Source organism: Rhizobium sp. 01L410, assembly GCF_056400165.1.
On record NZ_JBFTST010000001.1, the window covers coordinates 855557 to 880712 of the forward strand.

Here is a 25156-nt window from a genome sequence, read left to right on the forward strand (position 1 = left end):
GTGCGGGGCCTCATTTTTGGAAGACCGGAGCGCTTCCCGCGCTCCCTCTTGCGGTCCCGGCGCCCTATCAGGTGTGGACAGGTCACTCGATGTTGAAAAAAATTCCGACGCCCATTCTTCTGCTTCTACCGGCGATCGTCGTGCTGGTCGCAGTGGTCCTGGTTCCCTTGCTGCTTTCGCTTTATTCCAGTTTCACGCCATTCCGCCTGACCCGGCCGCAGACGCTCTACGTCTTCGTCGGCCTGCGCAATTACGTGCGCATCTTGACCGATCCCGTTTTCCTCGCCGCCTTCGTCCGCACCGTCGTGCTTCTGACCATTGCGCTCAATCTGGAAATGCTGCTCGGCCTCGGCCTCGCGCTGCTCGTCAACAAGGCGACGATGGGCCAGCGAGTGCTGCGCACGCTGATGATGTTTCCGATGATGTTCTCGCCCGTGCTCGTCGGCTTCCAGTTCAAGTTCATGTTCAACGACAATGTCGGGCTGATCAATAATGCGCTTCAGGCGCTCGGACTGACAGACAATGCCATCCCGTGGCTGATCGACGGCAATCTGGCGCTGTTTTCGATCGTCGTCGCCGAGGTCTGGTCCTCGACGTCGGTCTTCGCGATCCTGATCCTCTCAGGGCTGCTCGCCATGCCGCAGGAGCCGGTCGAGGCTGCCCGCGTCGATGGCTGCACGCCGCTTCAGACCTTCCGCTATGTCATCTGGCCGTTCCTGATGCCCTTCGCCTTCATCGCCATGACGATCCGCTCGCTCGACGTCGCGCGCGCCTATGACATCGTCAAGATCATGACCGATGGCGGCCCGGCGCGGCGCACGGAACTGCTCTGGACACTGGTCGGCCGCACCGCCTATGCCGATGCGCAGATGGGCCTTGCCAACGCCATGGCCTATGTCTCGATCATCCTGTCGATCGGCTTCACCGTCTATTTCTTCCGGAAGCTGGCGCTCGCCCGCACCCAAATCGGCGCGGAGTGGTAATCATGGATCGCAACGCTCAACAACGTCTGCGCCGCCGTATCGGCCAGGTTTTCTATCTCATCGGCTTGTTCCTTGCGATGCTGATCATCTGCCTGCCGGGCTTCTGGATCGTTCTTAGCTCGCTGCGGCCGCCGGTCGAGATCATGGCCAAGCCGCCGGTCTGGATCCCCAACGAATTGTCGCTCGATGCCTACAGAGCGATGTTCTCCGGCATCGGCAAGGGCGGCATCCCGATCTGGGATTACTTCGGCAACTCACTGATCATCTCGATCACCTCGACCGTCATCGCGCTGGTGATCGGCATGTCCGGCGGCTATGCCTTCGCGCGCTTCCGGTTTGCCGGCAAGTCGGCAACCTTCCTCGGCCTGATGCTGACACGCTCCGTTCCCGGTATCGCGCTTTCGCTGCCGCTGTTCATCGTCTATTCGCGCATCGGCATCATCGATACGCATTTCGGCTTGATCCTGACCTATGTGGCGCTCAACGTACCGTTCACGATCTGGCTGATCGACGGCTTCTTCCGCCAGGTGCCGAAGGATCTGGCGGAAGCGGCGCAGATCGACGGCTGCACCCGCTGGCAGGCTTTCTGGAAGGTCGAGTTTCCGCTGGCCGGTCCCGGCATTGCGTCGGCAGGCATCTTCGCCTTCCTCACCTGCTGGAACGAATATGCACTGGCTTCTCAGCTGACGCGGTCCGTCAATTCGAAGACACTCCCGGTCGGGCTCCTCGACTATACGGCGGAATTCACCATCGACTGGCGCGGCATGTGTGCGCTTGCGGTCGTGATGATCGTTCCGGCGCTGGCGCTCACCTTCATCATTCAGAAGCATCTCGTGTCCGGCCTGACATTCGGCGCGGTCAAAGGTTGATTTCCCATGGCTCAGGTCTCTCTTAAAAAACTCGTCAAGCGCTACGGCGCCCTCGAAATCGTCCACGGCATCGATCTCGATATTGCCGATAAGGAATTCATCGCCCTCGTCGGCCCGTCCGGCTGCGGCAAGTCCACGACCTTGCGCATGGTCGCCGGTCTGGAGCCGATTTCCGGCGGCGACATCGAGATCGGCGGACGCGTCGTCAACGATCTGCCGCCGCGCGACCGCAACATCTCGATGGTCTTCCAGTCCTATGCGCTCTATCCGCATATGAGCGTGCGCGAGAACATGGGCTTCTCGCTGAAGATCGCCAAGGTTCCGCAGCCCAAGATCGACCAGCGCGTCAACGAGGCGGCCGCCATTCTCAGCCTTGAGGCGCTGATGGACCGGCGCCCGGCGCAGCTTTCCGGCGGCCAGCGCCAGCGGGTCGCCATGGGCCGCGCTATCGTGCGCAACCCCGAGGTCTTCCTGTTCGACGAGCCGCTGTCCAACCTCGACGCGAAGCTGCGCACGCAGATGCGCACCGAGATCAAGAAACTCCACGCCAAGGTCCAGGCGACGGTCATCTACGTCACCCACGACCAGGTCGAGGCAATGACGCTGGCCGACCGTATCGTCATCATGCGCGATGGCTATATCGAGCAGGTCGGGACGCCGGATGAAGTCTTCAAGCGCCCGGCGACCCGTTTCGTCGCAGGCTTCATCGGTTCGCCGCCGATGAATATCCTCGATGCCACCGTCGATGGCGACAGCATCGTCTTCGCCAATGGCGATCGCCTGCCGCTGCCGCCGAAATTCAAGAATGCCGTCGCTCATGGCCAGAAGGTCACCTTTGGTCTGCGCCCGGATGACCTGTTCCCGACCGGCCACGGCCTGGTCTCGGACAGCACATCTGCGGTTCATGAAATCAGCCTGCCCGTTGTCATCACCGAGCCGCTCGGCAACGAAACACTGGTTTTCGTCGAATTCGCCGGCCGCGAATGGGTGGCGCGCATGTTGAACCCAAGGGCGCTGGCAACCGGCGAGCAGATCAGGATGAGCTTCGATCTGTCACAGGCGCATCTGTTTGCTGCGGACACCGGCAAGACGCTGGCGATCTGAGAGGGGAGAGAGACATGGCCCGCATCGAGAAAATTGACATCCGGATGGTCGACCTTGCTCCCAAGGTCAAGCGCACCGACGCGATCCAGAGCTTTGTCAGCCAGGAGACGCCGATCGTCACGATCACCGATTCCGACGGCGCGACGGGGATCGGCTACAGCTACACGATCGGCACCGGCGGATCGTCGATCATGCGACTGCTGTCGGATCATCTCGTCCCGCTGCTGATCGGGGAGGATGCCGATTGCATCGAGGCGATCTGGCGCAAGATGGAGTTCGCGACCCACGCCACGACGATCGGCGCGATCACCGCGCTGGCGCTTGCCGCCGTCGATACCGCGCTTTGGGATCTCAGGGCGAAAAAGCAGGGCCTGCCGCTCTGGAAGCTGGTAGGCGGAGCGAAGGATAGCTGCCCGCTCTACACCACCGAAGGCGGCTGGCTGCATATTGAGAAGGAAGCGCTCGTCGAGGATGCGCTGCTCGCCAAGTCGAAGGGCTTTTCCGGCTCCAAGGTGAAGATCGGCAAGCCGCATGGCTCGGAGGATTATGCACGTCTGTCGGCTGTGCGTGCTGCGGTCGGCGATGGCTTCGAGATCATGACCGATTGCAATCAGGGCTTTATGGTCGATGAGGTGATCCGCCGTGCCGCCCGGTTGAAGGAACTCGATCTCGCCTGGATCGAGGAGCCGCTACCGGCTGATGATCTCGACGGTCATATCCGTCTGTCGCGCTCGACGGCGACGCCGATCGCCGTCGGCGAGTCGATCTATTCGATCCGCCATTTCCGTGAGTACATGCAGAAGGGCGCCTGCTCGATCGTCCAGGTCGATGTCGCCCGCATCGGCGGCATCACGCCCTGGCTGAAGGTGGCGCATGCGGCGGAGGCCTTCGATATCCCGGTCTGCCCGCATTTCCTGATGGAGCTGCATGTCAGCCTCGTCTGCGCCGTGCAGAACGGCAAATATGTCGAGTACATTCCGCAGCTCGATCAGCTGACCACAAAGGGCATGGAAATCCGCGACGGCCGGGCTATCGCTCCGTCCGAACCGGGTCTCGGCATCAGCTGGGATTGGGATGCGGTCGAGGAGCGGTCGATCAAGGAATTCACCCGAGAGTTTCGCGGCTGAGGAGACGGGCCATGCAGCGTATGGGAATGGTTGTCGGGCTGAAACCCGAGAAGATTGCCGAATACAAGCGTCTGCACGCCGCCGTCTGGCCGGAGATCCTGGCGCTGATCTCGGAATGCAACATCCGCAACTATTCGATCTATCTCAAGGAACCGGAGAATCTGCTCTTCGGCTATTGGGAATATACCGGCAGCGACTTTGCGGCCGATATGGCGAAGATGGCCGACCACCCGAAGAACAAGGAGTGGTGGGCCGTCTGCATGCCGCAGCAACAGCCGCTGGAAACCCGCAAGCCCGGCGAATGGTGGGCGATGATGGAGGAGGTCTTCCATCATGACTGAGACCTTCGATCCCAGCCGTCTGCAGCAATCCTGGCCGCGGCCCGCCAAGCCGCGCCCGATCCTCATCTTCGGCGCCGGCAGCATCGTCGGTGACGCGCATCTGCCGGCCTACAGGAAGGCCGGCTTCCCGGTCGCCGGGATCTTCGATCCCGATCGCGCCAAGGCCTGCGCGCTGGCGGAGCAATGGGGCACGACGGCCTTTGCCTCCGAGAGCGAGGCTCTGCAAACCGCAGGTGCGATCTTCGATCTTGCCACCCCGCCCGCGGCCCATGCCGCCATCCTGTCGAAGCTGCCGGAGGGCTCCTTTGCTCTGCTGCAAAAGCCGATGGGCAGCAATCTCGATGAGGCGACCGAGATCCTGAGGCTGTGCCGCGCCCGCGGCATCAAGGCGGCGGTCAATTTCCAGCTGCGCTTCGCGCCGATGATGCTGGCGCTCAAGGATGCGATCGCCAAGGGCCATCTCGGCGAGATCGTCGATTTTGACGCCTGGCTGGCGCTTGCAACGCCGTGGGGGCTCTGGCCTTTCCTGAAGGGCCTGCCGCGCATCGAGATCGCCATGCATTCGATCCACTATCTCGATGTCGTCAGGGATCTGCTCGGCAATCCGCTCGGCGTGCACGCCAAAACTATCGGCCATCCGAACCATGACGTGGCGCAGACGCGCACGGCTGCGATCCTCGATTACGGTGACCGTATCCGCTGCGCGCTATCGATCAACCACGACCACGATTTCGGCCGCCGCTTCCAGGCCTGCGAGTTCCGGATATCGGGGACGAAGGGAGCCGCCTACCTGAAGCTTGGAGTCAATCTCGACTATCCACGCGGCGAGCCGGACGAGCTCTGGATCGAGACGGAGGGCGCCAGCGACTGGGTCTCCGTGCCGCTCGAAGGCACATGGTTCCCCGATGCCTTCGCCAACCGCATGGCGAACCTACAGCGCTTCGCTTCGGGCGAAGACGACAGGCTCGTGGGCGCCGTCGAGGACGGCTGGCAGACCATGGCGCTGGTCGAAGCCGCCTATCAATCAAGTGCCAGCCCGGCGACCCCGCTCAGCCCGCTGCCGAAGGAATAGACCGATGTCGGAACAGATCATCCATTTTGAAGACTACGCACTGAACGCGTCGCGCACGACGACCGGCCGCACGATTACCGAGACGGATTTCGTCGTCCATGCCGGGCATACCGGCGATTTCTTTCCGCATCACATGGACGCCGAATTCGCCAAGACGCTGCCGGGCGGCCAGCGTATCGCCCATGGCACCATGGTCTTCTCGATCGGTATCGGCCTGACGGCGACGCTCATCAACCCCGTCGCCTTTTCCTACGGCTACGACCGGCTGCGCTTCGTCCGCCCGGTCCATATCGGCGACACGATCCGCACCCGGGTGACCATTTCGGCCAAGGAAGACGATCCGAAGCGGCCGGATATGGGCCGCGTCGTCGAGCGCTGCGAGGTTTTGAACCAGCGCAATGAAGTGGTGCTGGCCGCAGACCATATCCTGCTCGTCGAGCGCCAACAGAAACAGGGATAAGATCATGTCACAGGATTTGACCGGCAAGACCGTTCTGACCACCGCCGCAGGGCAGGGGATTGGCCGCGCTTCGGCGATCGCCTTTCAGCAGGCAGGTGCAACCGTACATGCCACAGACATCAACACCGATGCACTGGCGCAGCTGACGGCCGAAACCGGGATTGCGACCCACAAGTTGAACGTTCTCGACGAAGCGGCGGTCAATGCGCTGGTCTCAGAGATCGGCCAGATCGACGTGCTCTTCAATTGCGCCGGTTTCGTCCATGCAGGCTCGATCCTCGAGATGAAGGACGCCGATCTGGAATTCGCCCTCGATCTCAACGTCAAGGCGATGATCCGCACCATCCGCGCCGTGCTGCCCGGCATGCTCGAGCGCAAGGACGGTTCGATCATCAACATGGCCTCCGTTGCATCCAGCATCAAGGGTGTGCCGAACCGCTTCGCCTATGGCGTCACCAAGGCCGCCGTCATCGGTCTCACCAAATCCGTTGCCGCCGACTACGTGGCGCAGGGTGTCCGCTGCAACGCCATCTGCCCCGGCACCGTCGAGAGCCCGTCGCTGCAGGACCGCATGAAGGCGCAGGGTGATTACGAGACGGCGCGCGCCGCCTTCATCTCGCGGCAGCCGATGGGCCGTCTGGGCTCCCCCGAAGAGATCGCCGAACTCGCCGTCTATCTCGCCGGCGCCACTTACACCTCAGGTCAGGCCTACGCCATCGATGGCGGCTGGACCATCTGACCTTCGAACCGACACAGGAATGGAATCCGCATGAAATTTCTTCGTTACGGTGAAGCCGGCCAGGAAAAGCCTGGCCTTCTCGATGCCGGCGGCAAGATCCGCGATCTCTCCGGCCAGCTTGGCGATCTCGCCGGAGCGGCCCTGAACCCCGATCGTCTCGCCGAACTGTCGCGGCTCGACACCAGCACGCTGCCGGTTGTCGAGGGAACACCGCGGCTCGGCCCCTGCGTTGCCGGTACCGGCAAGTTCATCTGCATCGGCCTCAATTATTCCGACCACGCTGCCGAAACCCGCGCCACCGTGCCGCCGGAACCGATCATCTTCATGAAGGCAACCTCGGCGATCGTTGGCCCGAATGATGATCTCGTCATCCCGCGCGGCTCGGAGAAGACCGATTGGGAAGTCGAGCTCGGCATCGTCATCGGCAAGACGGCGAAATATGTCAGCGAAGCCGATGCGCTGGATTATGTTGCCGGCTACTGCACGATCCATGACGTCTCCGAACGTGCCTTCCAGATCGAGCGCTCTGGCCAGTGGACCAAGGGCAAGTCCTGCGACACATTTGGTCCAACCGGTCCCTGGCTCGTCACCAAGGACGAGGTGCCGGACCCGCAAGACCTGAAGATGTGGCTGAAGGTCAACGGCGAGACGATGCAGAACGGCTCCAGCAAGACCATGGTTTTCGGCGCCGCCTATCTGGTCTCCTATCTCAGCCAGTTCATGTCGCTGCATCCCGGCGACATCATCTCGACCGGCACACCGCCGGGCGTCGGCATGGGCATGAAGCCGCCGCGCTATCTGAAACCAGGCGATATCGTCGAGCTCGGCATCGAAAAGCTCGGCAACCAGCGGCAGGCCGTCAGGGCGGATATCTGATAGCTCCATGGTGCTGATGGGCACGAGGCCGGCGACGCCATGCCTCGTGCCTTCTATGTCGCCGAGCTGCCTGATGCCGTCTCTTCGAGCACGTCTTCGGGAATATCGTCGAAAGACGCGTAGTTGAGATTATAGAGCCGGGAATAGAGCTTCCCGTTCTTCATCAGCTCATTATGGTTGCCGCTCTCGATCAGCTCGCCGTTCTGCAGCACGATGATGCGGTCGGCTTCGCGGATCGTCGCGAGACGGTGGGCGATGACGAGGCCGGTGCGGTTCTCCAGCAGCTTCACCAGGGCCTTCTGGATCAGCATTTCCGTATAGCTGTCGATATTGGCCGTCGCCTCGTCGAGAACGAGGATCTTCGCATCGGCGACGAGCGCGCGGGCGAAGGACAGAAGCTGCCTTTGCCCGAGCGAGAGATTGCCGCCGCGCTCACCGAGAATGCTGTCATAGCCTTCTGCCAGCCGCATGATGAAATCATGCGCGCCGACGGCCTTTGCCGCCTCGACCACCTGTTCGCGGGTGGCATTTGTCTTGTGATAGCGAATGTTTTCAAAGACGCTGCCCGTGAAGAGGAAAGGCTCCTGCAGAACCATGGCGATCTGGTCGCCGAGTGAATCCTGCGTCAGATCCCGCACGTCATTGCCGCCGACAAGCACTTGCCCCTGCTGCACATCGTAGAAGCGATGGATCAACGACATGCAGCTCGATTTGCCGGAGCCTGTCGGTCCGACGAGCGCAACCGTTTCGCCCGGATTGACGCGGAAACTCACATGTTTCAGCACCGGATGCTTCGGGTTGTAGCCGAAGACCACGTCGCGGAATTCGACCGAGCCGTCCATATCCCGCGAAAGCACCTTGGCATCGGGGGCGTCCTGGATGTCGACGGGAACGTCCAGCACCTCTGTCAGCCGTTGGCCGGAGGCCATGGCGCGCTGCATCACCGAATATTGCAGCGTCAGCGAACGGATCGGGTCGAAGAAGCGCTGGATATAAAACAGGAAGGCGACGAGCACGCCGACGTCAAGCGCCTGGTTCAGGACACGCGCCCCGCCGACGACGATGACGAGGGCCATGGCGACGCCCGTCAGGCTGTCGACGATCGGCACCATCACCTGCGCATAGCGCGCTGCCGTCAGATGAGTGAGAAGGTTGGCATGGGCCTTGTCGTCATAGAGCGTGAAATTCACGCTCTGGCGATCCATGCTCTGGACTGCGCGCACGCCATGGATCGCCTCGGCCAACGCGCCGTTCGCCACCGAGTTCGTTTCATGCGCGGCCATGAACGACTTGCGCGCCAGCGGCAGCCAGAAGAGGCGGACGACGAAGAGCACCGGCAGGGCCGACAGCGTCAGCAATCCGAGCTTAAAATCGAGATACAGCATCACGAAGACGATACCGAAGAGCAGGAAGATATCGCCGACCGACAGCACCGACGTTTCGAGAAACTCCTGCATCGAGTTGACGTCGCCCTGTAGCCGCGACATCAGGCGGCCCACTTCGGTCTTGTCCATGAAGGAGAGCGAGACGCGCTGCAGATGCGAGAACATCGCCTTGCGCATGTCAAAGAGCACGTTTTCAGCCACCCCGCCGACCAACGTCTCCTGCGCATAGCTGGCAGCATAGTTGACGAGGATGGCACAGAGGAAGGCAAGGATCGACCAGGTGAGCGCGTTGGAACTGCCCCCCTGCCGCATGCCGTGGTCGATGGCGTAGCGGATGATCAGCGGGATCACCAGCTGCATGGCCGTGAAGGTCAACACCGCCACGACGGACCAGATGATCTTGTCCTTGTAGGGATCGACGAAGGTCCAGATGCGCTTGACGATGTTGCCGTCGAAGGCGGTACCGAACATCTCTTCTTCGATCCGGTGCGAACCGACCACCGCCCGCGGCGGCCGCCTGCCGTCTTCGCGCGGATCGGGGCGCTCGGTTTCCATTTCCTCGGCCATCATCCACTCCCTGGTCTTGAGGCTTCTTGTGGTCTGGACCCACTGCAGATGCCTCTATCTGCGGCTGGCATAATTCTCTTCCCTCATTCCTGTGCTCGTCACAGGAATCTAGCCACGCGAAGTCTTTCGCGTGAAAGAGTTCTTCCGCGCCGCAGACGCGGCGCTGCTGGATCCCTGTGACAAGCACAGGGATAAGGGAGCAAAACGCAAACACACAGTCTCACAAACGCCTGTTCGTGCTAAGCACTCAGCGCCTCATCTCCCGGCCGTACCTGCAGGTCGTAAAGCGCCTTGTAGCGCCCACCGAGAGCGAGCAATTCCGCATGCGTGCCGCGCTCGACGATGCGGCCGTCCTCGACGAAGAGGATCTGGTCGGCATGCATCAGCGAGCTCAGCCGGTGCGCGACGATGATCGTCACCCGGTCGGCGGCGTATTTGCGCATCGCCGAGCGGATACGCTGTTCGGTCGCCGCGTCGATTGCAGCTGTCGAGTCATCGAAGACCATCACGGCGGGGCGCAGCATCAGGGCGCGGGCGATCGACAGGCGCTGGCGCTGGCCGCCGGACAGCGACACGCCGCGCTCGCCGACGACCGTGCCATATCCAGTCGGCAGGCCGAGAACGTAGTTGTGCAGCTGCGCGCTTTCGCTGGCGCGCTCGATACGCGGCTCCTTCGCCCATGGGTCGCCATAGGCGATGTTGTTCTCGATCGTCGTCGTGAACAGGAAGGAATCCTGCTGCACGACGGCAACGGAGCGGCGCAGCGATTGCAGTGTCGCCTTGCGGATATCCTGACCGTCGATGGTGATGCGGCCACCGGTGGCGTCATAGAAGCGCGGGATCAGATGCGCGATCGTCGACTTGCCGCTACCCGGAGGGCCAACAATGCCGATCGTTTCGCCGCGCTTCGCCTCGAAGCTGACATCGTAGAGAACCTGGTGCATCTCCGAGCTCGGATAGGCGAAATCCACATACTCGAAGCGAAGCGTTCCCTCGGTTACCTTGAGCTCCGCCGCATCTGGTGCATCGCGCACGGCAATCTCGAGGTCGAGAAGATTGAAGAGGCGCGTGCCGCAGGTCGAGGCCCGGGCAAAGGCGTTGACCATCAGGCCGAGCTGGCGCACTGGCATCTGCAGGATGGTCATGAAGGTCAGGAACGAGGCAAGCGTGCCCACGGTGATTTCGCCGGCCATGACCTTGCCGCCGCCGACCCAGAGCACGAGACCCATCGACACGAAAAACGAGAAGGTCATGGCGCTCGTATTGGCAACACGGATGCCGACACGCTGATGCGCGAGTTCGATCGCACTTTCGGATGCCGCTTGGAATTTCGCCATCTCATGGTCCTGTGCCGCGAAGGCGCGGACGACGCGGATGCCGCCGAGGTTTTCTTCCATGATGCGGGTCAGCACCGAAAGACGCTCCTGGAGCTCCAGCCATGTGGCACGCAGGCGCAGCTGCGTGACCGATGAACGCCAGCCGACGAAGGGAACGAAGCTGAGGGCGAGGAGACCGAGCACCGGATCGGTGGTGATCAGCATATAGGCGCCGATGCCGATCAGCATCGACAGCAGGAAGACACGCACCAGCGCCGTCGAGAAATACATCCGCACGCCCTCGAGATCGAGCAGGCCGATGGTGATCAGGTCGCCCGAATGCACGGTGTCGTGGAAGCTGAAGGAAAGCCGCTGGATCTTTTCGTAACAGGCCAGCCGCAGCGAATAGCCCATATGGTGGCCGACGCTTTCGGAATAATAGTTCTGCACCATGGTGAAGAGGCCGCGCAGCACGCTGGCGCCAAGCAGCATCAGCGCCGTCGTTAGCAGCGCGTCCTGCGCCGCCTGGCCGACGGTGCCGCCGCTCAGGGCGACCTGGGTGTGGTCGACCGCCTGGCCGAGTAGCCGCGGGATCATCAGCTGAAAGGTGGAAGCCACAAGCGTCGCGCCGATCGCCAGACTTGCCTGCCAGGGATGCCTAAAGGCCATGACGGTGATGCGGACCAGTGTATAGAGCCCCTTGCCCCAGCCTGCCGCAGTTGCTTTCGCGAGCGAAGCCGAATGCTTCGTCGCGCTTAAGGACGCATCGCTGCTCACGGTAATGATTCCAAATAGATAAGTGCATCCGGACGCTGACCCGAAAACACGGCAATTCCATGATGGGATTGATAGTGCGCTTACTTTTGCCGATTCCACCTGGTCGTTCAAGTAAAGAATTCACCAACTGGTTATTTTCTCGTGAGCGCGATCACGCGCCGTTTCCGGGCGGAACAATCGATGCTTTGCCGTGTTCGTGTGACGGACCAATACGAGTCCATGGAGCACCGCATGTCTCTCAAAGCACTCGCCCTCAACGCCACCCTGAAAACCGCGGAAAGCCAGGAGCAGTCATCGACCGAACGAATGATCGCGCTGATCAATGACGAGTTCGCGAAATACGATGTCACGACCGAGGTTCTCCGGCTGGCGGATTTCAACATCAAGCCCGGTGTCACATCCGATGAAGGCGAGGGGGACGATTGGCCCGGCATCCGCGAAAAGATCCTCACCGCCGACATTCTGCTTGTCGGGACGCCGATATGGATGGGGCAGCCGTCGAGCGTATGCAAGCGGGCCCTGGAACGAATGGACGCGTTCCTATCGGAGACCGACGCGGAGGGGCGCATGGTATCGTATGGAAAGGTGGCGGCGGTCGCCGTGGTCGGAAATGAAGACGGCGCGCACCATGTCTCGGCCGAACTCTATCAGGCGCTGAACGATGTCGGTTTCACGGTGCCGGCTAATGCCGTTGCCTATTGGGTCGGCGAAGCGATGGGATCAACGAATTTCGCCGATCTGAAGCAGGTGCCGGAGAACGTCACCACGATGATAGAGATGCTGGCGCGAAACGTCACCCATCTAGCCGCACTGCTCAAGGCGAAGCAATATCCCGGCGAAGAGAGCTAAAAAACAGCACCCGCAATCAATGCCTTAACCCGCATTCTCGCCTCAGCGGAAATCAGAGGCTTGCGGCGAAGCCATTTTAGCGCTTTCATACACGACTAGTCTAATAGACTATGGACGGGAGACCTCACTCCCCTGAATTCCTTTCCGGCCAGTTCCGGACGACTGCTGGTATAGCGGTTCGAACCCCGGCCGACGCAGCCTGATTTTTCTGCGTCGATACCTTGATCGAGACACGGATGCGGTGATGACCGCAAGGGAGTTGAGATGACGGTTCAAGGACTTTTCTCTGCGAAGGCCGCTGCTGCGGCAAAGCCATCGGCTATTCCACGGATCGCCATTGTCGGGCGCGGCTTTTCCGGGATGATGACGGCAATTGCGCTGATGAAGACGGTGCGTACGCCCTTCCATCTGCAACTCTTCGATCCGAATTCCTCCGTCAGCGGCGGACAGGCGCTGTCGTCGGCAAAGAGTTCCGCCATCCTCAACACCCGCGTCCGCGACCTTTCGGTGTCGGCTGGAGATGCCGATGATTTCAACGACTGGCTCTGTAGCAACGCGGAATTCCGCGCTGCCGTGCCGGCGGCGATCCCGGGATTCCGCCAGATCTTCGTGCCCAAGGAAATTTTCAGCGACTATGTCTACCAGCGCTTTTCCGAAGCGCTATCGACCCGCAAGGACATCACCGTCCAGGTCTGCCACGAGCCCGTCGTGGCAATCCGCAGGAGCCACGGAAACCGCTTCCTGCTGGAACATGCCGGTCCCGCCAATCCGCTTTTCGACACCGTTTTCCTCGCCACCGGCTATGGCCTTGCGCCGTCCGCTGCCGTGACGGAGAACACTTCGCCGGTGCGCGCCCAGCGGCTGGTCGCCCGTCCGCATACGATTCTGCTCGGAAGCGGCATCCGCGTCGTCGACCAGTTGCTGCAGCTGCGGGATCAGGGCTATTCCGGCCAGATCTCCATCGTTTCGAAACATGGCTTCCTGCCGCAGAGCCATACGCCGAACTCCGCCGATCCGCTTTTCCCTGCCGAAGAGCTTCCCAAGGATCTCGCTGGCATTCTCCATTTCATCCGCAAGGCCTGCAGGGATGCCGAGGAGGGCGGCCGCAGCTGGCAATCCGTGATGAACGGCCTGCGCAAGCATGCGCGTTCGCTCTGGCGTTCGCTGCCTGCGCGCCAGAAGCAGCAATTCAACCGGCATCTGCGGGCAATCTACGACAGCCACCGGAACAGACTGCCGGAGGCGATGTATGCGCGGCTGAAGCGTGAGCTTGCAGGCGGCAACACCGTTCTGCGCCGCGGTCTGGCGGGCCGTCAGGGCTTGAGCGGGATCTTCTTCACGCCCTCAGGTACGCGAACGGAGGAAGTTATCCATGCCGACCGGGTGATCGATTGCCGTTGCAGAGCAGCCGACCTCGATGTGCCGCTGATGCAGAGCCTGTTTGCCTCAGGGCTTGCGATGCCGGACGAACTGTCGCTCGGCATTGCCGTCAACCAGCGCGGCGAGCCCTATCTTGCCGACGGATCGTCCGTCGAGGGGATTTTCGCCATCGGTCCGCTCGGGCTCGGCAGCCTTCCGGATATCGATCTGGTGCCGGAGATCGTCAGCCAGGCCTATGCCGCTGCCGAACAGGTCGCGGTCCGTGCATTTCCGCAATGCCGGGCCATGTAGCCGTCGCTTCGCTCAGCGGCGGCGGAGTTCGCTGCGAACGGCGGCGCCAAGCAGCCCCATGACCATCAGCGCCATCGCGAACCAGGTGATCGCATAGCTCAGGTGGCTGTTCGGGAAGACCACGCGCGTCAGCCCGCCGACCGGCGCGCCACCCGGATTCGGAGCTTCATCGGCGTCGATGAAGTAGGGTTCGATCTTGCCGATGTCCTTGTCCGCGGCGATCGCCGCCACGTCGCGCGAATACCACCATCCGGTCTTGGGATCGTTGGATTGCAGCAGTGAACCTTTCGGCTCTGTTGGCCGCAGCAGCCCTGTCACGCTGACCGGTCCCGAAAGCTGTCCTTCAGCGCGCATTTTCGGATCGCGCTTTTCCAGCGGTACGAAGCCGCGATTGATGAGGATGGCATTGCCGTCTTCCAGCCGGAGCGGCGTCATCACCCAGTATCCGGGGCCGAGCTCGGTGGAGGCGTAGACCAGCGTTTCCTTGCTGTTGTCGAATGTGCCGGTCGCGGAGACCCGGAGGTATTCATCGGCCGTGGCGTCGATGCCGGCGCCCTCGGGAGCGGGCACCGGTGCCGCATGAATGCGCTGATCGACGCGGGCGATCAGATCGCGCTTCCAGTAGAGCCGCTCCACCTGCCAGATACCAAGCGCCACGAAGGTAGCGATTGCCAGCAGCATCAGGCCGCCAAGCAGAATGAGCTTGGCGGTCGAGCGCGGTGCCGTGAGTTTGGAGCCTGATTGATCGGTCATGGTCAAATTCAGCGGGCGGCCCGGAGGCCGCCCGCATCTGTCTTACGGCATGTTCTTCATCATTTCGGGGCTCATCGGCATCATGTTGGTGTTCAGATGATGCATGACCCAGAAGGAGCCGGCCAGCGCGATGGCGACGATGACGATGGTGAAGATCAGCGCCATGATCGTCCAGCCGCCTTCCGAACGGGTGTTCATGTGCAGGAAGTAGATCATGTGGACGACGATCTGCACGGCGCCGAGCGCCATCACGGTGACTGCCGTTACCAGCGGGCTTTCGAAGACGCCTGCCATGACCAGCCAGAACGGGATCGCCGTGAGGATGACCGACAGCACGAAGCCGATCATGTAGCTCTTGAAGGAGCCGTGATCCGCATCGTGACCGCCGTGACCATGGCCGCCATGGCCGTGGTCGTGATGTGCGTCGTGGGCGTGAGTGTTCGAGCTCATCCGAGAACTCCCAGCAGATAGACCAAGGAAAAGACGCCGATCCAGACGACATCGAGGAAGTGCCAGAACATCGACAGGCACATCAGGCGGCGCTTGTTGGCTTCGATCAGGCCGTGCATCGAGACCTGAACCATCAGCGTGATCAGCCAGATGATGCCGAAGGTGACGTGCAGGCCGTGGGTGCCGACCAGCGTGAAGAAGGCCGAGAGGAACGCGCTGCGCGACGGTCCGGCGCCTTCATGGATCAGATGCGCGAACTCATAGAGTTCGAGCCCGATGAAGGCGGCGCCGAACAGGCCGGTGATCGCCAGCCAGAACAGCACGCCGGCCTTGTAGCCTCTCATCATCTGCAGCATGGCGAAGCCATAGGTGATCGACGAGAACAGAAGCATCGAGGTGTTGATCGCCACCAGCGGCAGATCGAACAGATCCTTCGGTGACGGGCCGGCCGCATAATTGCGGCCGAGCACGCCATAGGTGGCAAAGAGCACGGCGAAGATCAGGCAGTCGCTCATCAGATAGAGCCAGAACCCGAGATTGGTGCTGCTCTCCGGATGATGATCCTCGGTCAGATAGAAGACGGGCTTTTCGGCCGAGTCGATGGTGTGATCGGTCATGGTCGTCATGCCTGCATCGCAAGCTGCTTGGTGCGCTTGTCCTCTGTCGCGGTGACTTCCTCGACGGGAATGTAGAAGTCACGCTTGTAGTTGAACGTATGGGCGATCGACACGGCGACGATTGCGACGAAGGAGACGGCAGCCAGCCACCACATGTACCAGATCAGGCCGAAGGCGAGACCGATGCTGAGGGCCGAAAGGATCGCGCCGGTGCCGGTGTTCTTCGGCATGTGGATCGGACGGAAGCCTTCGTGCGGACGGACATAGCCGCGCTTTTTCATGTCGTACCAGCTGTCGTGATCGTGAACGACAGGCGTGAAGGCGAAGTTGTAGTCCGGCGGCGGCGAGGACGTCGCCCATTCCAGCGTGCGGCCTTCCCAGGGATCGCCCGTCTCGTCCTTCAGCGCCTCGCGCTTGCGGAAGCTGACGAAGATCTGCACGAGGAAGGAAACGATGCCGAGGGCGATCAGGCCGGCGCCGAAGGCGGCGATGATGAACCAGATTTGCAGCGACGGATCCTCGAACTGCGAGACGCGGCGGGTCACGCCCATCAGGCCGAGCACGTAGAGCGGCATGAAGGCGAAGAAGAAGCCGATCTGCCAGAACCAGAAGCTCATCTTGCCCCAGAACGGATCGAGCTTGAAGCCGAAGGCCTTCGGGAACCAGTAGTTGACGCCGGCAAACAGGCCGAACAGCACGCCGCCGATGATCACGTTATGGAAGTGGGCGATCAGGAACAGCGAGTTGTGGAGCACGAAGTCGGCAGGCGGGATGGCGAGCATGACACCGGTCATGCCGCCGATGACGAAGGTCACCATGAAGCCGACGGTCCACAGCATCGGCACTTCGTAGCGAATGCGGCCGCGATACATCGTGAACAGCCAGTTGAACATCTTCGCCCCTGTCGGGATGGAGATGATCATCGTGGTGATGCCGAAGAACGAGTTGACGCTGGCGCCCGAGCCCATCGTAAAGAAGTGGTGCAGCCACACGAGATAGGACAGGATCATGATGACGCAGGTGGCGTAAACCATCGAGGCGTAGCCGAACAGGCGCTTGCCGGAGAAGGTGGCGACGACTTCGGAGAAGATGCCGAAGGCGGGCAGAATCAGGATGTAAACTTCCGGGTGACCCCAGATCCAGATGAGGTTCACATACATCATCGGATTGCCGCCGAGATCGTTCGTGAAGAAGTTCGTGCCGGCATAGCGGTCGAGCGACAGCAGAACGAGCGTTGCGGTCAGGATCGGGAAGGAAGCGACGATCAGCACGTTGGTGCAGAGCGAGGTCCAGGTAAAGACTGGCATCTTCATGAAGGTCATGCCCGGCGCGCGCATCTTGACGATCGTCGCAATCAGGTTGATGCCCGATAGCGTCGTGCCGACACCGGCGACCTGGAGCCCCCATATATAATAGTCGACACCGACACCCGGACTATAATCAGCCCCCGAAAGCGGCGGATAGGCCAGCCAGCCGGTGCGGGCGAATTCGCCGACGAACAGCGACATCATGATGATGATCGCGCCTGCCGTCGTCATCCAGAACGAGAAATTGTTGAGGAACGGGAAGGAGACGTCGCGCGCGCCGATCTGCAGCGGCACGACGAAGTTCATCAGGCCGGTGACGAAGGGCATCGCCACGAAGAAGATCATGATGACGCCGTGCGCCGTGAAGATCTGGTCATAGTGATGCGGCGGCAGATAGCCTTCATTGCCGTTGAAGGCGATGGCCTGCTGGATACGCATCAGGATTGCGTCGGAGAAGCCGCGCAGCAGCATGATCACCGCGAGGATGATGTACATGATGCCGATCTTCTTGTGATCGACGCTGGTGATCCAGTCGCGCCAGAGCGGACCCCAGAACTTGAAATAGGTAATGAGACCCAGCACAGCGATGCCGCCGATCGCCACGCCGATGAAGGTGAAGACCAGGATCGGCTCGTGATAGGGGATCGAATCGAGGGTCAACCGGCCGAAGATAAACTTCAGGAGGTCAGGATTGGAAAACATGGAATAACCCGTTCATTGATGTCTTAGCGACGCAAAGCGCCAGGTTTAATTGTTGTTCAGCTGGGCCGGAGCCGGATCGCCATTGCCGTGGTCCATTCCGGGCATCGAATGGCCATCGTGGCCGCCGCCGTTCATGTCCATTCCAGGCATGTCGTTCTGCATCGGCTGCTGGCCATTTTCGCCGGTGCCGGCGGGCTTCTCGTCGCTGCGGGCAGGCGTGCCGGTTGCCGGGAAGGTAGCGGCATTGGTGCCTTCGCCCTTCTTCACATGGCGGTTGTCATATTGCAGCTTCTCGCGGTTCTCGGCACTTTCCTTGCCGCCGCCGCCCATCATGTCGATATGCATCATCTCGCTCATGCACATCTTACCGGGTGCGGCGCAGAGATTGAGGATCGCGTCGTAGAGATCCTTGTCGGCGCTGGCATAATAGCGAACCGGTTCGCGCTCGGAGGGCTTTTCGAGCTTCAGATAGGTGTCGCGATTCAGCGCCGTACCTTGGCTCTTCACCCGGGCGACCCAATCGTCGAAGCCCTGCTGGTTCAGGCCGTGGAACTTGAAGCGCATGTGCGAGAAGCCGTCGCCGCTGTAATTTGCGGAGAAGCCTTCGTATTCGCCTTCCTTGTTGATGACGGCGTGCAGCCTGGTCTGCATGCCCGGCATCGCATAGATCTGGCCGGCAAGGGCAGGGATGTAGAAGGAGTTCATGACCGACGATGCGGTGATCTTGAAATTGATCGGCACATCGACCGGCGCTGCCAGCTCGTTGACCGTAGCGATCCCGAGATCCGGATAGAAGAACAGCCATTTCCAATCGAGAGCCACGACCTCGACGGTCAGCGGCTTGGTGTCCGCGGGAATGCTGCGTTCCGCGTCGATCCGGTCGAGCGGGCGGTATGGGTCCAACTTGTGAGTCGAAATCCAGGTGATCGCGCCGAGCGCGATGATGATCGCCAGCGGCGCAGACCAGATAACCACTTCCAGCCGTGTCGAATGATGCCATTCCGGATCGTAGGTCGCTGCCGTGTTCGAACGCCGGTAACGCCAGGCGAAGAACAGCGTCAGGAACAGGACCGGCACGATGATCAGCAGCATCAGGAAGGTGGAGACCAGAATGAGATCTGCCTGCTGACTTGCGATATCGCCCGACGGCGACATCACGACCATATTGCATCCTGCCAGCATCATCAGCGGCAACACGGATAGAAGGCGGGAAAACTTCACGAGTTTTTGCACGTCTCTAAGCTCTTGTTGTTTCATCCAAACCGCGACTAAAGCACTGAACCTGATGGCAACATGAGGTGTTTGGTCGCACTGCAGCAAAGATGCCGCAGCGCGGCAAAAATTGTAAGACGCTACGGCTTTGAAATCCTGATAAATTACGAAGGATTTGGCCCGGGCGCATGCATGTTAGCGGCATAATATATCCGTGAAAATGAAAAGGGCCACCTGGCGGCGGCTCGATTCGCCGGATCACGCCCGATTTCTCCTCCACATCTAATTTTGAGAATGGATGATGAACTATTTACGTCCATCAGACTTGATAAGCTTGCGGGTTTGATCAAGATCGTCTTGAGGCGCTTTGCCGCGGCGTCTCAACGAGGGAGGCGTTAATGACTGCAGCAAATTATGGACCATCGTCCACGACACTCGAACGCGACGCAAGACAGATCCATGCTGGCGAAAAGGTTTCGCCCGGAAGTATAGCCCTTGGCGTCATCATCGGTCGAATGTCGGAATTCTTCGACTTCTTCGTCTATGGCCTGGCTTCGGTTCTGGTCTTCCCGCAACTGATCTTTCCCTTCGCACCGGATCGACTGACGGCGACGCTCTATTCCTTTGCGATCTTTTCGCTGGCCTTCCTGGCGCGTCCAGTCGGCTCGGTGGTCTTCATGACGATCGACCGTTTCTATGGCCGCGGCACGAAGCTGACGATTGCGCTTTTCCTGCTCGGCGGTTCTACGGCGTCGATCGCCTTCCTGCCCGGCTATAACGAGATCGGCTACTGGGCGATTGCGCTTCTGGCCCTGTTCCGGCTCGGCCAGGGCTTTGCGCTCGGCGGCGCCTGGGACGGCCTCGCATCGCTGCTGGCACTGAATGCGCCGCAGAACAAGCGCGGCTGGTACGCGATGATCCCGCAGCTCGGTGCGCCGATCGGCTTCGCGCTGGCGAGCATTATCTTCGGCTTCTTCATCGCCAATCTCTCCAACGAGGATTTTCTTTCCTGGGGCTGGCGCTATCCGTTCTTCGTCGCTTTCGCGATCAATGTCGTGGCGCTCTTTGCCCGCCTGCGCCTGGTCATGACCCAGGAGTTCGGCACGCTGCTGGAACAGCATGAGCTTGAGGCCGCGCCGATCGGCAAGGTTCTGAAGGTTCATGGCCGCGATATCCTGATCGGCGCCTTCGTGCCGCTGGCGAGCTTCGCGATGTTCCATCTGGTCACCATCTTCCCGCTCGGCTGGATGAGTCTATATGGAACGCAGCCGCTCGACACGTTCATGGTGGTGCAGATCATCGGCGCACTTGTCGGCATCGTCGCGATCATTGCCTCCGGCCTGATCGCCGACCGCATCGGCCGCCGCGCCCAGCTCGCCGTCTGTGCGGTGCTGATCGCGATCTTCTCCTTCGTCGGGCCGATGCTGATTGCATCCGGCGATGCCGGACAGGATGCCTTCGTCATCATCGGCTTCGGAGTGCTCGGCCTGTCCTTCGGTCAGGCCACCGGCTCGATCTCCTCGCGCTTCGGCCGCGGCTACCGCTATACCGGCGCCGCCTTTACCTCCGACCTCGCCTGGCTCGTCGGCGCCGGCTTTGCACCGCTGGTGGCGCTGAGCCTCTCCAGCAGCTTCGGCCTGACCTTCGTCGGCTACTACCTGCTCTCGGGCGCGATCTGCACGCTTGCAGCGCTGGCTTTCAGCAAGGCGCTGGAACAACGCGAGTAGCGCCTGATATCCTGATCGAACAAAAGAGCCCGGTTTCGTACCGGGTTTTTTATTAAATGGCGCATTGCAAATTATAATTGATTGCATATCCTTCCAGACCAAGGAGATGCTCTGATGACCCATTCGATGATCGACCATGCGACCCTCTCGCGGCTCGCTGAAGCAGGCGCCATCGACAAGACCCTTGTGGTCGGACAACTCGGCGGCTGGTCCATCGTCGTGCGATATGGAAAGAGCGAGCATTCGCTTGCCGCCCAGCGCAGCCGCCAGGTCAGGCTTTTCAAGCGCATGGAGACGCTTGTCTCCTATCTCAAGGATGTCGGCATCTCGCAATTCGAGGTGGATGCTGCGGACTACGCCGCAGAATCCAGCAAGCGTCCCGATCGAGCCGATGCGCTGAAGCGCGCGCATGAGGCGGCCGAACACGACCGCTGGTTCCGCGAGCAAGTTGAGATCGGCCTTCGCGAGGCGGATGATCCGAATACCGTCTGGATCAGTAACGAAGATGCCAACAAGGAAATGGATGCGTTTCTGGCTAGCCTGATGTCTCGCGTACAGGAAGACGGTAAGTGATCGTCAACTGGTTGCCTCGCGCGCTGAACGATCGCCGGCGCCAGATATCCTACGTTTTTAAGCAGAACCCGCAGGCCGCCATCCGGCTGGAGACGCTTGTACGAAGCCAGGCGGATATCCTTAGCGCACACCCGCGTGCAGGCCGCAGCGGACGCAAGGACGGAGCCCGGGAACTTGTGGTTCCCGGCAGTCCATATCTTATCATCTATCGCATCGATGAAAACGCGCAGGAAATACAGATCCTGCGCCTGCTTCACGGCGCCCAGCAATGGCCGCCGGATTAATGCTGATCAGTTAACCGGTTCCGGTGGCTGCTTGGCGCGCGCCGCGGTCAGTTCGGCAGTCGTGTGGTTCAGGCGGTCGGCCAGCACGCGCATGATTTCGACGGCCATTTCTGGGAAGTCGCTGAGCAGCTTCAGGAAGTGCTCTTTGCTGATGCGCAGGACTTCGAGCCCCGAGGTGGCGCGCACGGTTGCCGTTCGCGAGACGTCGCAGAGAATGGCGATCTCGCCGACGATCGAGTTGAGTTCGACATCGGCGACCTTGATATCGCCAGCAGGAGAATGGACGAGAATGTCGGCCGTTCCCGAGAGGATCACGTAGGCTGCATCGCCCGGATCGCCCTGATGGAAAAGGTTCTGACCGGCCTTGTAGGTCATCCGGTCGGAGGTGAATGCCAAAAGCTTGAGTTTTGCCGGCGCGATCCTGGAAAAGATCGGCACCCGCCGCAGCATTTCGACTTCATCTCTCAACAGCATGAGTGTTTTACCCCCTGGCGCCTCCTCTCGTATAAGGAGAAAGCGTTTTCTAAAACTCTACCAGGCATTCCCTCGCAAGAATGCCGTCTCAGCCGCCCCAGTAGATTATTACGATAACAGTTCCTTGAACATAGTGTTTTTCTCCGAAAGTTCCGGATAGCCACCGGCTTGTGCCAGGCCACCGCGTTCGAAAAGCAGGATCCTGTCGAAGACCTCAGCAAGGCGCGCGTTCGACAGAACCCAGATGATTGCCGGGCGTTTGCCTTCCTCGTGAAGGCCGGTCACCACGTTTCGGGTGATCTGGTCCTGGACGCGCTGGTCGAGGGCCAGAAGCGGCCGGTTGAGGATGAAGTAGTCGGAACGGCGCAGCAGCGCGCGCGCCAGGTTGATCTTCTGGCGCTGAACCATCGTCAGGCGCTTGCCGCCAGAGCCGACATCGAATTCCATACCGATCGACAGCACGTCGTCGAACAGATCGAGCTTGTCGAAGAGCTCGCCCATGATCGAGCGGATATGCTCCGATGCATCGGCCTGCTGATAGGCGATGCGGCCGAAAAGCACGTTGTCCATCAGGCTGGCGGACGCGGTGAAACGTTCAGGATCGTAGCGCTCGATGAGTGCCGAGAGATCACTGGGAATATGTTCGTGGAACTGTTTGCGCGCCGAGACGATCTTTTCCATCAGCTCGTCGGTCAGCAGACCGAAGCGGTGGCGGGGCTCGATATAGGCGAAGCTCAGGCGGATGATACTTGAGCGCTCCTCGGCCGTCGCATCCTCGAACTTCCGGCTCTGCAGCTTCTGCAGCAGCGCCTGGTAGGCGGGGATGTCGTCCGCGGTCATGAAGGTCAGTTGCTGGAAGAACGGGTGATCCGGCGGCAGGTCGTGGAACAGTTCCACGGCGTTTTCGGCGATCTCCAGGCCCATCGCGTAGAGATCGTTGCTGAGGCCGGTGTCGCGGAAAAGTTGCTGGAAATAGGGGTGGGCGGCGAGACGCCGGTTGGTCATGTGCGGCCGCTTCATCGTGCCGAAAAGCAGGTTCTCGCCAACCGTCGCCTGAGCGTTGTAGGCGTCGAAATCGAAGGGAACGACGATAGTGTCGAGCTTCTCTTCCTCCAGCCGCTCGCGCAAGGAGGCGCGCAGATCGACGATGCGCTCGGCAAGTGCCACGTGAACGCTGGTATCGACCGAAGACCGCAGTGCGAGATCGAGAATGTCCTGCGAAATCAGCACAGCGTCGAGCACCGGGCGGATCGCTTTCAGCAGATCGTCGGGGCCTGTCGCACCGGCGGCGTTATAATCCACCCAGTCGCTGTTGAGGTCGAAAATCGGGTTTCCGGCGCGCAGCGCCTCCGCGTTTCGCCATTTGAATTCGAGAGCGTCCTGACCCTGGTAGCCCGGATCCGTCAGCGGCGCGTGCTTGAGGCCGTAGAGGATGTTGTCTTTGAGCGTGCCGTGGAAAAAGTAGGTATCCGACGATACGTAGGAAATCCGTCTGCCGGTAATATATTCCGGCAGCGCAAGCAAATCCTGGCCGTCGATGCTGATGCGCCCGCCTTCCGGCCAGACGATGCGCCCGAGCGCTTCGGCAAAGGCTTCCGCGCCGCTTCCATTCGGGCCGACGATCGCCACCGTTTCGTTCGGCTTGATCTCCACCGAGACGTGATCGACCAGCCGCGCGCCACTGTCGTCATTGACGGCGAGGTTGGTGACGACGAGTGCTGCCGTCAACGGGCCGATCGCTTCGGCGGGCACGTCCTGGATCTTGCTGTCAATCAGCGGCTCGACGTTGAACTGCTCGTAGACCTGCTGATACTTGACCTGAACGTCCTGGCGCATCTGGTCCCAGTCGATCAGTTCCTTCAGCGGTCCCGGCAGATCCTTGTAGGCGGAGATGACGGCTACCAGCTGGCCGATGTCGAGGCGGCCCTGAAGCGCCAGATAACCGCCGATGGCGTAGAACAAGAACGGGGTGACCTGGGCCAGGAAGTTGTTCAGGAATTTCACCATGAACTTCCACTGGTAGAGGTCGTAGCGGATCGAGAAGATCAAGCCGAGGCGCGCTGCGATATCGGCGCGCTCGAGGTTTGAGGTATCGTTGCCATGGATGGTGCCGATGCCGTCGACGATTTCGCCGACGCGGCCCGACAGTTCGCGCGCGGTCAGCTGCCGCTGGCGGCCGAGTTCGAGCAGGCGCTTTCTCATGCGCGGGATGACGATCGCCTGCACGCCGACGATGCCGGCGGCGATCATGCCGAGCCAGAAATTCTGGATGATGATGAAGGCGAGCGCCGTCAGCGCCTGGCCGCCAAGCAGGGCGGGCGAGACGAAGGCATCGCCGGTGAAGCCGCCCATCGGCTCCACCTCGTCCTTGATCATCGTAGCGATTTCGGCGGATTTCACGCGCTTGAAATGCGCCGGCGGAAAGCGCAACACCCGGTCGATCAGCTGAAAGCGGATCCGGCGCAGCATGCGCTCGCCGAGGCGGCCCTTGTAGGTATTGATGTAGAATTTGAAGAGACCGTTCAGCACCACGAGCGCCAAGAAAACCAGGCTGAGCGCCATCAGCATCTGCAGACGGTTGAGCTGCAGACCCTGGAAGAACTCGACATGCCCAATCAGCGGCAGATCATATGCCAGATGCATGAAAGTCTGGGTGGCGTTGGCATTGTCGAAGCCGTCGCCCTGGATCGGTCCGTTGACGATCTGCTTCGGCAGATCGAAGGACAGGAAGTAGGGGATCATCGACGCCGCAACGACCGCCAGAATCCAGAGCTGCTGGAGGCGGGTGTTCGACCAGATGTAGCGGGCGAGGCTCTTTTCCATTGCTAACCGTCAACCTGAAGGGAGGGTCCGGAGACGTTTACGAAGGAGGATTCGGAAAACAGGTTCATGCCGCCGGACCGCCGGATATCGTAACGAAA

Annotated in this window: 23 protein-coding genes; 14 read left to right on the forward strand and 9 right to left on the reverse strand. The window is 60.9% G+C overall.

The window, feature by feature from the left end; genetic code table 11:
- Positions 1–89: 89 nt before the first annotated feature.
- The 9 genes from AC1DV9_RS03815 to AC1DV9_RS03855 are packed head-to-tail and all read left to right on the forward strand — an operon-like array spanning position 90 to position 7571.
- Positions 90–983 carry a carbohydrate ABC transporter permease gene (locus AC1DV9_RS03815; protein WP_112516510.1) on the forward strand — a complete coding sequence of 298 codons (894 nt, stop codon included), beginning with the start codon at positions 90–92 and terminating at the stop codon, positions 981–983.
- A 2-nt stretch (positions 984–985) separates the two neighbouring features.
- Complete coding sequence (locus AC1DV9_RS03820; protein WP_477946288.1) at positions 986–1852, forward strand: carbohydrate ABC transporter permease; 867 nt, start codon at positions 986–988, stop codon at positions 1850–1852.
- 6 nt (positions 1853–1858) lie between these two features.
- Complete coding sequence (locus AC1DV9_RS03825) at positions 1859–2956, forward strand: ABC transporter ATP-binding protein (RefSeq protein WP_477942319.1); 1098 nt, start codon at positions 1859–1861, stop codon at positions 2954–2956.
- A 14-nt stretch (positions 2957–2970) separates the two neighbouring features.
- Positions 2971–4083, forward strand: a complete 1113-nt coding sequence (locus AC1DV9_RS03830) for a mandelate racemase/muconate lactonizing enzyme family protein (RefSeq protein WP_477942317.1) — start codon at positions 2971–2973, stop codon at positions 4081–4083.
- A gap of 11 nt (positions 4084–4094) precedes the next feature.
- The gene (locus AC1DV9_RS03835) at positions 4095–4424 is read left to right on the forward strand and encodes an L-rhamnose mutarotase (RefSeq protein WP_477942315.1); all 330 of its coding nucleotides are present in this window, start codon (positions 4095–4097) and stop codon (positions 4422–4424) included.
- On the forward strand, positions 4417–5496 hold the full coding sequence (locus AC1DV9_RS03840) for a Gfo/Idh/MocA family protein (RefSeq protein ID WP_477942314.1): 1080 nt from the start codon (positions 4417–4419) through the stop codon (positions 5494–5496). The genes AC1DV9_RS03835 and AC1DV9_RS03840 overlap by 8 nt, the downstream gene beginning before the upstream one ends.
- Positions 5497–5500: 4 nt before the next feature.
- Entirely contained in the window at positions 5501–5956 is a 456-nt protein-coding gene (locus AC1DV9_RS03845) for a MaoC family dehydratase (RefSeq protein ID WP_442209148.1), read from the forward strand.
- 4 nt (positions 5957–5960) lie between these two features.
- Positions 5961–6695 (forward strand): SDR family oxidoreductase, encoded by a 735-nt coding sequence (locus AC1DV9_RS03850; protein ID WP_477942313.1) that lies wholly within the window; start codon positions 5961–5963, stop codon positions 6693–6695.
- A 30-nt stretch (positions 6696–6725) separates the two neighbouring features.
- Entirely contained in the window at positions 6726–7571 is an 846-nt protein-coding gene (locus AC1DV9_RS03855) for a fumarylacetoacetate hydrolase family protein (protein ID WP_477942311.1), read from the forward strand.
- Positions 7572–7624: 53 nt separating this feature from the next.
- Here the strand turns inward: AC1DV9_RS03855 and AC1DV9_RS03860 are convergent, their stop codons facing one another.
- Positions 7625–9523, reverse strand: a complete 1899-nt coding sequence (locus AC1DV9_RS03860; RefSeq protein WP_477942511.1) for an ABC transporter ATP-binding protein — start codon at positions 9521–9523, stop codon at positions 7625–7627.
- Between the two features lie 239 nt (positions 9524–9762).
- The gene (locus AC1DV9_RS03865; protein WP_477946290.1) at positions 9763–11616 is read right to left on the reverse strand and encodes an ABC transporter ATP-binding protein; all 1854 of its coding nucleotides are present in this window, start codon (positions 11614–11616) and stop codon (positions 9763–9765) included.
- A 231-nt stretch (positions 11617–11847) separates the two neighbouring features.
- Between AC1DV9_RS03865 and AC1DV9_RS03870 the strand changes: the two genes are divergently transcribed.
- Together AC1DV9_RS03870 and AC1DV9_RS03875 are read left to right on the forward strand one after the other, a co-directional pair.
- Positions 11848–12465: a flavodoxin family protein gene (locus tag AC1DV9_RS03870; protein ID WP_477942307.1), complete on the forward strand. Its 618-nt coding sequence runs from the start codon at positions 11848–11850 to the stop codon at positions 12463–12465.
- A 264-nt stretch (positions 12466–12729) separates the two neighbouring features.
- The gene (locus AC1DV9_RS03875; protein ID WP_477946292.1) at positions 12730–14136 is read left to right on the forward strand and encodes an FAD/NAD(P)-binding protein; all 1407 of its coding nucleotides are present in this window, start codon (positions 12730–12732) and stop codon (positions 14134–14136) included.
- A 12-nt stretch (positions 14137–14148) separates the two neighbouring features.
- Here the strand turns inward: AC1DV9_RS03875 and AC1DV9_RS03880 are convergent, their stop codons facing one another.
- Genes AC1DV9_RS03880 through cyoA form a run of 5 tightly spaced genes read right to left on the reverse strand, consistent with a single transcriptional unit; the run spans position 14149 to position 19198 of the window.
- Positions 14149–14889 carry an SURF1 family protein gene (locus tag AC1DV9_RS03880; protein WP_477942304.1) on the reverse strand — a complete coding sequence of 247 codons (741 nt, stop codon included), beginning with the start codon at positions 14887–14889 and terminating at the stop codon, positions 14149–14151.
- 42 nt (positions 14890–14931) lie between these two features.
- The gene (gene cyoD, locus AC1DV9_RS03885; RefSeq protein ID WP_477942302.1) at positions 14932–15339 is read right to left on the reverse strand and encodes a cytochrome o ubiquinol oxidase subunit IV; all 408 of its coding nucleotides are present in this window, start codon (positions 15337–15339) and stop codon (positions 14932–14934) included.
- Positions 15336–15956 (reverse strand): cytochrome o ubiquinol oxidase subunit III, encoded by a 621-nt coding sequence (gene cyoC / locus AC1DV9_RS03890; protein ID WP_112386745.1) that lies wholly within the window; start codon positions 15954–15956, stop codon positions 15336–15338. The genes cyoD and cyoC overlap by 4 nt, the downstream gene beginning before the upstream one ends.
- Before the next feature lie 5 nt (positions 15957–15961).
- Positions 15962–17965, reverse strand: a complete 2004-nt coding sequence (gene cyoB, locus AC1DV9_RS03895; RefSeq protein WP_477942300.1) for a cytochrome o ubiquinol oxidase subunit I — start codon at positions 17963–17965, stop codon at positions 15962–15964.
- Positions 17966–18010: 45 nt separating this feature from the next.
- Positions 18011–19198 (reverse strand): ubiquinol oxidase subunit II, encoded by a 1188-nt coding sequence (gene cyoA / locus AC1DV9_RS03900; protein WP_477942299.1) that lies wholly within the window; start codon positions 19196–19198, stop codon positions 18011–18013.
- Between the two features lie 377 nt (positions 19199–19575).
- On the opposite strand from cyoA, the gene AC1DV9_RS03905 reads away from it, so the two are divergent.
- The 3 genes from AC1DV9_RS03905 to AC1DV9_RS03915 all read left to right on the forward strand — a co-directional run bounded on the left by AC1DV9_RS03905 (position 19576) and on the right by AC1DV9_RS03915 (position 21761).
- A complete protein-coding gene (locus tag AC1DV9_RS03905; protein WP_477942298.1) occupies positions 19576–20904 on the forward strand; it encodes an MFS transporter in 1329 nt (442 codons plus the stop codon).
- A gap of 114 nt (positions 20905–21018) precedes the next feature.
- The gene (locus AC1DV9_RS03910; protein ID WP_477942296.1) at positions 21019–21477 is read left to right on the forward strand and encodes a hypothetical protein; all 459 of its coding nucleotides are present in this window, start codon (positions 21019–21021) and stop codon (positions 21475–21477) included.
- Positions 21474–21761: a type II toxin-antitoxin system RelE/ParE family toxin gene (locus AC1DV9_RS03915; protein ID WP_477942294.1), complete on the forward strand. Its 288-nt coding sequence runs from the start codon at positions 21474–21476 to the stop codon at positions 21759–21761. The genes AC1DV9_RS03910 and AC1DV9_RS03915 overlap by 4 nt, the downstream gene beginning before the upstream one ends.
- Before the next feature lie 6 nt (positions 21762–21767).
- Here the strand turns inward: AC1DV9_RS03915 and AC1DV9_RS03920 are convergent, their stop codons facing one another.
- Both AC1DV9_RS03920 and AC1DV9_RS03925 read right to left on the reverse strand, forming a co-directional pair.
- Positions 21768–22235, reverse strand: a complete 468-nt coding sequence (locus tag AC1DV9_RS03920) for a cyclic nucleotide-binding domain-containing protein (protein WP_112386639.1) — start codon at positions 22233–22235, stop codon at positions 21768–21770.
- A gap of 108 nt (positions 22236–22343) precedes the next feature.
- On the reverse strand, positions 22344–25058 hold the full coding sequence (locus tag AC1DV9_RS03925; protein ID WP_477942292.1) for an ABC transporter transmembrane domain-containing protein: 2715 nt from the start codon (positions 25056–25058) through the stop codon (positions 22344–22346).
- Positions 25059–25156 lie beyond the last annotated feature (98 nt).